Genomic DNA, 11747 nt, shown 5'->3' on the forward strand with positions numbered 1-11747 from the left:
TCTCAAAGTCAGTGGCCCATTTCACTGTGAGCTTCTCAAAGGCGCAGGGGAAAAACTGGGACAAGAACTTGAGAAGGTAGAAATCCAGTCATTTACAGTACCTTATGTGACAAATGTAACTGCACAGTATGTGACAGGACCGGAGCAGGTAAAGGAATTGCTTGTCAGCCAGGTTTCATCCTCTGTGCGCTGGCAGCAGTGTGTAGAACAGATGATTGATGATGGTGTAGATACTTTTATTGAGATTGGACCGGGAAAAACTCTGACAGGATTTCTCAAAAAGATCAACAGAAATGTAAAAGCATTACATGTTGAGAAAACAGAAGATCTGGATGAAGTGAGAAAGGAGTGTCTGTAAAATGCTGAAAAATAAAATTGTCCTGATTACAGGTGCAGGACGTGGAATCGGACGAGCCATTGCTATTGCTCTTGCAAAGGAAGGTGCAGAGGTGGTTATCAATTACAATGGTTCTGAAGAGAGAGCGAAGGAAGTAAAACAGACCATCGAAGAAAACGGTGGAAAAGCTTCCATATATAAATGCAATGTCAGTGATTTCGCAGCCTGTGAAGCAATGATTAAAGATATAGTTAAAGAATATGGACACCTTGATATTCTGGTTAATAATGCAGGAATTACCAAAGATGGTCTGATCATGAAAATGAAAGAAGAGGATTTCGATTCTGTACTTAATGTAAACCTGAAAGGTACATTCAATACAATCCGTCACAGTGCCCGTCAGATGCTGAAACAGAGAAGTGGAAAGATCATCAATATTTCTTCTGTTTCCGGAATCCTCGGAAATGTGGGCCAGGCAAATTATGCTGCATCCAAAGCAGGTGTGATCGGTCTGACAAAAACAATGGCAAGAGAGCTGGGCAGCCGGGGAATTACGGTAAATGCCATTGCACCCGGATTTGTAGACACAGAGATGACAGAAGTACTCTCAGAAGAAATCAGGGAAAATGCATGTAAGCAGATTATCCTGGGACGTTTCGGAAAACCGGAGGATATTGCAAATACAGCGGTATTTCTGGCATCAGACAAAGCAGACTATATTACAGGACAGGTCATCAGCGTAGATGGCGGTATGAACGTATAAATAAGGAGAACAAAATGAGAAGAGTTGTAATTACAGGTATGGGAGCAATCACTCCGGTAGGCCTTAGTGTAGAAGAATTCTGGAACAGCGTAAAAGAAGGAAAAACAAACTTTGCAGAAGTAACACGTTTTGATTCCACAAATTACAGAGCGCATATGGCAGCAGAGATCAACAATTTTAATCCAAAGGATTATATGGATTTCAAATCTGCAAAACGTATGGAGCTTTTCAGCCAGTATGCGGTAGCAGCAGCAAAAGAAGCTATTGAGCAGTCCGGACTGGATATGACAAAAGAAGATCCCTTCCGTGTAGGCTGTAGCGTGGGAAGCGGTATCGGAAGTATGCAGGTGGTAGAGAAATCCTGCGAAATTCTCAACACAAAGGGACCAGGAAGACTGAATCCTCTGATGATTCCTCTTCTGATCTCCAATATGGCATCCGGAAATGTTTCCATTCAGTTTGGACTCCGCGGAAAGAACATTAATGTTGTAACTGCCTGTGCAACAGGAACCCACAGCATTGGAGAAGCATACCGTACTATTCAGTGCTCTGATGCAGATGTTATGGTTGCAGGTGGAACGGAAGCTGCTATCACACCAACAGGCTTTGGTGGTTTTGCGGCACTGACAGCATTGACCTCATCCACAGATCCTGAGAGATGTTCCATCCCTTTTGACAAAGAAAGAAGCGGTTTTGTAATGGGTGAGGGTGCCGGCGTGGTAGTTCTGGAAGAACTGGAGCATGCCAAAGCACGTGGAGCGAAAATCCTTGGCGAGGTTGTCGGATATGGTGCAACAGGAGATGCTTATCACATTACATCCCCTGCAGAGGACGGTTCCGGTGCTGCCAAAGCTATGGAATGGGCTGTAAAAGAAGCAGGAATTTCCACAGATGATGTATGGTATGTAAATGCACATGGTACAAGCACACATCATAATGACTTATTTGAAACAATTGCCATTAAGAAAACATTTGGTGAACACGCAAAAGAAATGAAAATAAATTCTACAAAATCTATTACAGGACATCTTCTGGGAGCTGCCGGTGCAGTGGAAGTGATCACCTGTGTAAAAGAACTTCAGGAAGGCCTGATCCATCAGACTGTTGGTTATAAGGTGCCGGATGAACAGTGTGACCTGGATTATGTAGGAAACGGTAATGTAAAGATGGATATCAAATATGCACTTACCAATTCTCTTGGCTTTGGCGGACATAACGCATCCTTACTTATTAAAAAGTACGAAGACTGATCACGCAGATAATAAATGGTATGGTGATTTTGAAAACAATATACGACAGTGATCTTATAATATAGCTATTTCAGCAGGAGGAAATAAATGGAACTGGCAAATATATTAGAACTGATCCACGCAGTCAGCGATTCAGATCTCACAGAATTTAACCTGCAGGACGATACCTTAAATATTTCCATGTCAAAAGAGAAAACAATTGTACAGCAGATGGCAGTCAATACTGATCCGGCAGATGCTCAGCAGTATCAGCCGGTAGTGCAGCAGGCTGTACATGTAGAATCCGTCAATGCTGTTAACGATGAAGTACAGACAGGAAGTGTGGTAAAATCTCCTCTTGTAGGTACCTATTATGCAGCATCTTCTCCGGAAAATCCCCCCTTTGTAAAAATAGGAGATAAAGTAAGCAAAGGTCAGGTCCTTGGCATTGTGGAAGCAATGAAGCTGATGAACGAGATTGAATCAGAATTTGATGGTACAGTAAAAGAAATCCTTGTAGAAAACGAGCAGATGGTAGAGTTCGGACAGCCGATGTTTGTGATAGAATAGAAGAAGGAGGTAAAAAACTATGAAACTTACAACAAAAGAAATCATGGAGATCATTCCCCACAGACACCCGTTCCTCCTGATTGATACTATTGAAGAACTGGTGCCGGGTGTGAAGGCAACAGGAAAGAAATGTGTTACCTATAATGAACCGCATTTTGCAGGACATTTCCCACAGGAACCGGTTATGCCGGGGGTTCTGATCGTTGAGGCGCTTGCGCAGACAGGCGCAGTTGCAATTCTGAGTAAACCGGAAAATAAAGGAAAGATCGCATATTTTGCATCGATCAACAATGCAAAATTCAAGAACAAGGTAGTTCCCGGAGATACCCTTACTCTCGAAGTAGAGATCATTAAGGAAAAAGGTCCCATGGGAGTGGGAAAAGCAAAAGCAACAAACCAGGACGGTAAGGTAGCAGTGATCGCAGAGCTGACTTTTGCAGTAGGAGCATAACAGATGTTTAATAAAATTTTGATCGCCAATCGTGGTGAAATTGCAGTGAGGATCATCCGGGCATGTCGTGAGATGGGAATCCGCACAGTAGCCGTATACTCAGAAGCAGACAGAGATGCCCTGCATACCCAGCTTGCAGATGAAGCAGTATGCATCGGAAAGGCACAGTCATCAGACAGCTATCTGAACATGGAGCGAATCTTAAGTGCTACCATTGCCACAAAAGCAGAAGCAATCCACCCGGGATTCGGATTTCTCTCAGAGAACAGCCGTTTTGTGGAAATGTGTGAGAAATGTAATGTGGCATTTATTGGTCCTTCCGCAGAAGTAATTTCCAGAATGGGAAATAAATCTGAGGCGAAAAACACAATGCGGAAAGCTAAAGTCCCGGTAGTGCCCGGCACAAAGGAACCGGTCTACACAGTAGAGCAGGCTTTGGAAGCTGTAAAGGAAATCGGTTTTCCGGTCATGATCAAAGCATCAGCAGGCGGCGGTGGAAAAGGAATGCGTGTAGCCGGAAATGAACAGGAATTTGCCAAATTGTTTGAGACAGCACAGCAGGAGTCGGTCCATTCCTTCTCCGATAATACCATGTATCTGGAACGGTTTGTGGAGAATCCCAGACATGTTGAAGTGCAGATTCTTGCGGATAAATACGGAAATGTAGTTCATCTGGGAGAACGAGACTGCTCTGTTCAGAGACGTCACCAGAAAATGATCGAAGAGTCTCCATGTATCGCAATCTCTGATGATCTGAGAAAGAAAATGGGTGAGACAGCAGTACGGGCAGCAAAGGCAGCAGGCTATGAAAGTGCAGGAACCATAGAATTTCTTCTGAATCAGTCCGGAGAATTTTATTTCATGGAAATGAACACCAGAATCCAGGTAGAACATCCGGTAACAGAATTTGTGTCTGGTGTAGATCTGATCAAAGAGCAGATCTGCATTGCGGCAGGTGAACCGTTAAGCGTTCAGCAGAAAGACATAGAAATCCGCGGCCACGCCATGGAATGCAGAATCAATGCCGAGGATCCTGAGAGACATTTCATGCCATGCCCGGGTAAGATCACTGACTTACATCTTCCCGGTGGAAACGGAATCCGCGTGGATACAGCAGTTTATAATGACTACGCAATTCCGCCCTACTATGATTCTATGATTGCCAAGATCATTGTTTATGACAAAGACCGCCGCAGTGCCATTCGAAAGATGATCAGTGCACTTGGAGAAGTTGCCATCGAAGGAGTAAAAACTAACGTGGATTTTCTGTATGAACTTCTCAATCAGCCGGATTTTCAGGAAGGAAATATCACCACAGATTTCATTCCGCAGCATTATCCGGATCTGTAAAAGAAAACTGGTGCAAATATATTTTATAGTTCAGCAGAAATTACATATTTATTATTGAAAGGTAATTGATAAGCAAATCGATAAAATAATTTTTGACAGAATTAGTTTGATTAATAGTTATTAATGTTATTTTGTTGTCTGAAAGAACATCAAATTGGGTTACATAAAGGAGCAGGATTTTAATGGCAGACTTGAAGAGATTTTTTAAGAAAACAGTTTCAGAAGACCGGCATAAACAGGCCGCATCTGTTTCCGTACCTGAAGGCTTATGGATCAAATGTCCAAAGTGCGGAGAAATGGTTTACAGAGAAGACGTAATATCCAACGCCTATGTGTGCCCGAAATGCGGAGGATATTTCAGAATCAGTGCGAAACGCCGGATCAAAATGATCGCAGATAAAGGAAGTTTTAAAGAGTGGTTCACAGGAATTGACAACAGTAATCCACTGGACTATCCGGATTATCCGCAGAAAATTGAGGATCTGAGAGAAAAAACACACCTTGATGAGGCAATTCTCATCGGAGAAGCCACCATCGGAGGAATCCGTACAGTGATCGGAGCCATGGATACCAGATTTCTCATGGCTTCCATGGGATATGTGGTGGGAGAAAAGATCACCCGCTCATTTGAAGAAGCAACAAAACAGGGACTTCCGGTCATTCTGTTCTGTTGCTCCGGCGGTGCCAGAATGCAGGAAGGAATCGTATCACTGATGCAGATGGCAAAAACCTCCGCAGCCATTAAACGTCACTCTCAGGCAGGGCTTCTCTACACATCTGTGCTGACAGACCCGACTACCGGTGGCGTTACAGCAAGCTTTGCCATGCTTGGAGATATTATCCTTGCAGAGCCAGGCTCACTGATCGGATTTGCCGGCCCGAGAGTCATTGAACAGACTATAGGTCAGAAACTGCCGGAGGGCTTCCAGAGACCGGAATTTCTTCTGGAACATGGATTTCTCGACGGAATTGTTGAACGAGGCTCTATGCGGGATGTTCTTTCGCTGATCCTGAAACTGCATGATACCAGAAAATGTTACGGAGAATTTCCACAGGAAACATCTGCCAGATCTTTCGATACTTTTGGCAAAAAGAAAAAGCAGAAGAAACAAAAAAATCTCACAGCCTGGGATAGAGTCCAGATTGCCAGAAGCAGTGACCGTCCGTCAGCAGCGGAATATATTGATGCCATTTTTGATGATTTCATGGAATTTCATGGTGACAGAGGTGTCAGAGACGACAATGCCATCATCGGCGGCATTGCTACACTGGACGGACAGCCCGTTACAGTAATCGGAATCCGTAAAGGGCATACTACAAAAGAAAACATCAGATGTAACTTCGGAATGCCATCACCGGAAGGGTACAAAAAGGCTCTTCGACTGATGAAACAGGCAGAGAAATTCGGACGTGCAGTCATTGCATTTGTAGACACTCCGGGGGCATTCTGTGGACTGGAAGCAGAAGAACGGGGACAGGGCGAAGCCATTGCAAGGAATCTTCTGGAAATGTCCGATTTGAAGGTGCCGGTTCTTTCGGTTGTAATTGGTGAAGGCGGCAGTGGCGGTGCACTTGCACTTGCAGTTGGCAATGAAGTCTGGATGATGGAAAATGCAACCTACACCATCCTTTCACCTGAAGGTTTCGCTTCCATTCTCTGGAAAGACAGCAGAAAGGCACCGGAAGCTGCAGAGGTCATGAAAGTAACGGCGGCTCATCTGAAAGAACTGGGAATCATTGAACGGATCATACCGGAGGAATATCCTGCAAGTGAGGAGAATTTGCCGGAAATTGCAGAGTATATGAAGATTAGAATGAAGCAGTTTCTGGAGAAACAGAGTGGTAAAAGTGGAGAACAGATCGCGCAGGAAAGGTATGAGAGATTTCGTAAGATGTAGCGTGTGAATGGCAAGAGGGACGCGCAGAAAAATATTTTATTTGGAGTGCGGTTTCGGGGTCTAAGATATTCTAAGCTCTCAGAAATCTGCTAAAGGCATGAGCCGTCTTGTCAAACTCGCTCCGTTGCAAACTTCGCTCAGACAGTGATGCAGCCGGCTCATAACGCGGATTTCTGAGAACTAAGAATATCTAAGACCCCTGCAAATGCACTCCAAATAAAATATTTTTCTGCGCTGTTTTGTTGCAAGTTGTCATGCACTTTCTTAGGGTTACTATAGTTATGTTGTGTAGCAGATATGTTATTTGGCTAATTGTTCTGTAAAGTCAGGAGTGGTATATTCTTTATTGTTGTACACTAAATATGTTATATAGCCGATAGTCAGCATGGGAAGCAATTATGTTTGGGGGCGAATTTGAGGGTTCATTGTAGTTCTTGGTATTTGGGAAGCCGCGTTATGAGCCGATCGTTTCACTGTCTGAGCGGAGTTTGCAACGGAGCGAGTTTGAGAGAGCGGCTCATGATTTTAGCGGCTTCCCGAATGCCTAGAAATACAATGGTTCCGAAACTGAGCCCCCAAACATAATTGCTTCCCATGCGTCCCTTCCCAAAAAACATTAAAATTTTCCCTCATCCCGACTTGAAATAAGAAAGCCTCTGACGTATAATAAACCCGAAAGTAGAAAGACGCTGCTTTTAAGCAGGGTCTTTTTTTACAGATTTTGAATATATAAAAAATTCAGGAGTGAAAAAAGTTATGACCAAGATCAGAACAAGATTTGCACCAAGCCCTACAGGCAGAATGCATGTTGGAAATTTAAGAACAGCATTATATGCATACCTTATTACAAAACATGAAGGCGGAGATTTCATCCTCCGTATTGAAGATACAGACCAGGAACGTTACGTAGAAGGCGCTGTAGATATTATCTACCGTACTCTTGCAAAAACAGGACTTCTCCATGATGAAGGTCCGGACAAGGACAAAGGCTTTGGACCGTATGTTCAGAGTGAGCGTCAGGCACAGGGAATCTATCTGAAATATGCACAGCAGTTAGTAGAACAGGGTGATGCATACTACTGTTTCTGTAAGAAGGAAGAACTGGAAGGTATGAAACGTGTTGTGGCAGGAAAAGAGATTTCCATTTATGACAAACGCTGCCTTAAACTTTCCAAAGAAGAAGTACAGCGTCGTCTTGATGCAGGAGAACCACACGTAATCCGTTTCAATATGCCAACAGAGGGAACTACAACATTCCATGATGTAATCTACGGAGATATCACAGTAAACAATGAGGAACTGGAAGATCTGATCCTGATCAAATCTGACGGATACCCAACTTATAACTTTGCAAACGTAATCGATGACCATTTAATGGAGATCACACACGTAGTAAGAGGTAACGAGTATCTTTCCTCAGCTCCGAAATACAACCGTATCTACGAAGCTTTCGGATGGGATATCCCGGTTTATGTACATTGTCCGCTGATCACAGATGAGACACACCAGAAGCTTTCCAAACGTTGTGGACATTCCTCTTATGAAGACCTGCTTGATCAGGGATTTGTTTCAGAAGCGATCGTCAACTATGTGGCACTTCTCGGATGGAGTCCTTCTGACAACAGAGAGATCTTTACACTGGATGAACTGGTACAGGCATTTGATTATCATCATATCAATAAATCTCCGGCAGTATTTGATATTGCGAAACTTCGTTGGATGAATGGTGAGTATATCAAGAAAATGGATGCGGATGAATTCTATGAGAGAGCACTTCCGTATATGAAAGAAGTTCTGAAGAAAGACTACAACTTCAAGAAGATTGCAGGAATGGTACAGACCAGAATCGAAACATTCCCTGACATTCCGGCTCTGATTGACTTCTTTGAGGAAGTACCGGAATATGATTCCGCCATGTACTGCCATAAGAAAATGAAGACAAATGAAGAGACTTCTCTTACAGTATTAAAAGAAGTACTTCCGGTTCTGGAAGAACAGGAAGATTATACAAATGATCCGTTATTTGAAACATTAAGTGCATTTGTAAAAGAGCATGGTTATAAGAACGGATATGTAATGTGGCCTCTGCGTACTGCTGTTTCCGGCAAGCAGATGACGCCGGCCGGTGCTACTGAGATCATGGAGATCATCGGTAAAGACGAGACAATCAAACGAGTAAAGGCAGCTATTGAGAAATTAAGCAAATAAATATGAAGAGAAATCCATCTCAACTTCGGGCAATCACTCACCTGTCAGGACCTATGATGGTCCTGGCAGGTCCCGGCTCGGGGAAAACTTCCGTTATTGTGGAGAGAACTGCATACATGATCAATGAGGGGAAGATACCGGCTTCTTCTATTTTGGTTGTAACTTTTTCCAGAGCAGCGGCAACAGAGATGAAAGAACGGTTTTTGAAATTCGTGGGACAGAACAGAAGCGAAGTGACTTTTGGAACTTTCCACGGAATTTTTTATGGGATTTTGAAAGCGGCCTATCATCTGAGTGCGGCCAATATTCTTTCTGAGGAAGAGAAATTCAGTATTCTACGTGAGATGACTGAGAAATATGGACAGGAAATGGCTCAGGAGGGAGATTTCATTGAAGAAGTTGCCAGGGAAATCAGTGTTGTAAAGGGGAACTGTATTTCTCCGGAGCATTATTATGCATCCTGTTGCTCGGACGAGATATTCAGGGACATTTTTCATGGCTATAAGCAGGCTCTGAAGGCGAAACGCAAGCTGGATTTTGATGATATGATCCTCTGTTGTTATGAACTTTTTTCCCAGAGACAGGATATCCTGAATGCATGGAGAAGAAAATTTGTCTACATTCTGGTGGATGAGTTTCAGGATATCAACAGCTTACAATACAAGATTTTGCAGATGCTGGCGGCACCTGTCAATAACCTGTTTATTGTAGGGGATGATGACCAGTCCATCTATCATTTCCGGGGCGCAAGACCAGAGATTATGTTAAATTTTACAAAGGATTATCCGAAGGCAGAGACAGTCCTTCTGAATGTGAATTACCGGTGCAGTAAGAATATCCTGCGTACAGCCATGGAAGTGATCGGATGTAATACCAGACGTTTCAAAAAGCAGCTGGATACTCCAAATGAAGAAGGGATGCCTGTGACGTGCAAGGAATTTGATAATCCAAGAGAAGAGTATATGTGCGTGGTGGCAGCACTGAAAAAAAGAATGGAGCGCGGCGAGGATCTGCTGAATACGGCAATCCTGCTTCGTACAAATCAGGAATCGGAAGGTCTGATCAATGTGCTGATGGAATATCAGGTTCCTTTTACAATGAAAGAACAGCTTCCCAATCTTTTCCGCCACTGGATCTGCCGGGCGCTTCTGGCTTATCTTGAAATGGCAGCAGGAGACAGGAGCAGGAAGAATTTGCTGGAGATCATGAACCGGCCAAATCGCTATATTTCCAGAGAAGCGTTGAACAGTTCGCAGATTAATTTTAATGAACTTCGGGAATATTATAAAGACAAAGACTGGATGTGCGACAGGATTACCACACTGGAAACGCATCTGAGGATTCTTGGTACTCTTTCCCCTTTTGCTGCGATTAATTTTATCAGAAAAGGAATGGGATTCGAAGAATACTTGCGTGAATATGCACAGTATCGTAAAATAAAACCAGAGGAACTGCTTGAGACCCTGGACCGGATCCATGAGAGTGCAAAAGGCATGAAAACCCTGGTGAAGTGGCAGGCTTACATAGAAGAATATACGAAGCGCCTGAATGAACAGGCAAGGAAACAGCAGGATAAAAAAGAAGGAGTGACTATATCCACACTCCATGCGGTAAAAGGTCTGGAATATGATATTGTGTATATTCTGAATGTTAATGAAGGAAGTATTCCATATCGCAAGGCGGTTTTGGCAGAAGCAGTGGAAGAAGAACGAAGATTGTTTTATGTAGGGATGACCAGGGCGAAAAAGAAGCTGGTGCTTGCCTATGTGAAACGCCAGTATGAGAAGGAACGGGAGCCTTCCCGGTTTCTTGAGGAGACAGGCCTATGAATAAAGGAATTATTTACTGTACAAAAATACGGGAAGAATATGAAGGCGCACATATGGAGCATATGATCGCAGAGAAACTTCTGGAAATCGCACTGAAAAAAGAATATGGAATCAATCTGTACAATGAACCCAGAGCAGAGGGAGAACATGGAAAACCATTCCTTTCCTATCGTCCGTCCCTGCATTATAATATCAGTCATTCCGGAAAATATGTGGTATGTATTCTGGCTGATCAGGAGGTTGGAATTGATGTGCAGATTCATTGCAGAGCCAATTATGAAAGAATGCTCAGACGTATGGTACCCCGGGAACAGTATCTGGAAATTCTCTCAGATATAAATGTGGAAAAGAAATTTTTTGAACAGTGGGTACTGAGGGAAGCTTATATCAAATGGACCGGTGAGGGGCTTTCCAGAGACATGAGGACTATATCCATGGATGAAGGCAGTCATATGCTGCTTGATATGGAAGACGGTTACAGTGGAGCAGTATGGGCAATGAATCCCATGGAAATCAACTGGAAATATGAAGACATCATACTTGGGTAAGACATGAACAGACAAACGAAGAAAGAAATCCGAAGACTGGCAGTGAAGATTCTTGTAGCAGTACTGGCACTTGGACTGGCTTTCTGGGGATATGCTTTCGTATACAGGGGTAAGACGGAACCTCCTGCAAAATATCCGGTAACCAACCAGGATGCTGCAGTGTATTCATTACGCGGACAGATACAGATGCTGTCGCAGCAGGAGGAGTTAAATACCTTTGCCTTTGAGGGCAGAAAAAAAGAAAAAGAGTACGGAACTTATATTATTCCCGGACTGAGATATACAAGAACATTCCTGAATGTAGAGGGTACAAAACAGGCGGTATGTACTTCCATGACTCCTCAGGGACTTGCAGTGACCGATGAGTATGTACTTGTAAGTGCCTATTGTCATACGGAAAAACATAACTCTGTTATTTATGTGATCAACAAAGAAACTCACAGATTTATCAAAGAGGTAGTCCTGCCAGGTCTGCCTCATGTAGGCGGACTTGCCTATGATCAGGAACATGATATGCTGTGGTATTCTTCAAATACCAATGGAATCGCACAGGCGATCAGCATG

General features: G+C 43.4%; 10 protein-coding genes and 1 pseudogene. All 11 read left to right on the forward strand.

The features are described from left to right. The coding region (locus AC075J_RS16225; RefSeq protein WP_476390501.1) for an ACP S-malonyltransferase at window positions 1-358 on the forward strand (358 nt) is incomplete at its 5' end. Between the two features lies 1 nt (window position 359). Next, window positions 360-1100, forward strand: coding sequence for a 3-oxoacyl-[acyl-carrier-protein] reductase (gene fabG, locus AC075J_RS16230; protein ID WP_055199938.1), 741 nt, complete (start codon window positions 360-362; stop codon window positions 1098-1100). A 14-nt stretch (window positions 1101-1114) separates the two neighbouring features. Continuing rightward, a complete protein-coding gene (gene fabF, locus AC075J_RS16235) occupies window positions 1115-2350 on the forward strand; it encodes a beta-ketoacyl-ACP synthase II (RefSeq protein ID WP_026649079.1) in 1236 nt (411 codons plus the stop codon). An 87-nt stretch (window positions 2351-2437) separates the two neighbouring features. Continuing rightward, the gene (gene accB / locus AC075J_RS16240; protein ID WP_055059530.1) at window positions 2438-2899 is read left to right on the forward strand and encodes an acetyl-CoA carboxylase biotin carboxyl carrier protein; all 462 of its coding nucleotides are present in this window, start codon (window positions 2438-2440) and stop codon (window positions 2897-2899) included. A gap of 19 nt (window positions 2900-2918) precedes the next feature. After that, window positions 2919-3350, forward strand: a complete 432-nt coding sequence (gene fabZ, locus AC075J_RS16245) for a 3-hydroxyacyl-ACP dehydratase FabZ (protein WP_008704118.1) — start codon at window positions 2919-2921, stop codon at window positions 3348-3350. Window positions 3351-3353: 3 nt separating this feature from the next. Further along, a complete protein-coding gene (locus AC075J_RS16250; protein WP_055059529.1) occupies window positions 3354-4700 on the forward strand; it encodes an acetyl-CoA carboxylase biotin carboxylase subunit in 1347 nt (448 codons plus the stop codon). A gap of 182 nt (window positions 4701-4882) precedes the next feature. After that, window positions 4883-6598 (forward strand): acetyl-CoA carboxylase carboxyl transferase subunit, encoded by a 1716-nt coding sequence (locus AC075J_RS16255; protein WP_055059528.1) that lies wholly within the window; start codon window positions 4883-4885, stop codon window positions 6596-6598. Between the two features lie 756 nt (window positions 6599-7354). Further along, complete coding sequence (gltX, locus tag AC075J_RS16260; protein ID WP_055059527.1) at window positions 7355-8806, forward strand: glutamate--tRNA ligase; 1452 nt, start codon at window positions 7355-7357, stop codon at window positions 8804-8806. A 2-nt stretch (window positions 8807-8808) separates the two neighbouring features. Further along, on the forward strand, window positions 8809-10635 hold the full coding sequence (locus AC075J_RS16265) for an ATP-dependent helicase (protein WP_055059526.1): 1827 nt from the start codon (window positions 8809-8811) through the stop codon (window positions 10633-10635). Next, on the forward strand, window positions 10632-11183 hold the full coding sequence (locus tag AC075J_RS16270) for a 4'-phosphopantetheinyl transferase family protein (protein ID WP_008704112.1): 552 nt from the start codon (window positions 10632-10634) through the stop codon (window positions 11181-11183). Before AC075J_RS16265 ends, AC075J_RS16270 begins: the two co-directional genes overlap by 4 nt. Window positions 11184-11186: 3 nt before the next feature. After that, window positions 11187-11747, forward strand: a pseudogene (locus tag AC075J_RS16275) (hypothetical protein); the annotation flags it as partial.

It is taken from the genome of Blautia sp. ZXY-1-C6 (assembly GCF_056339875.1).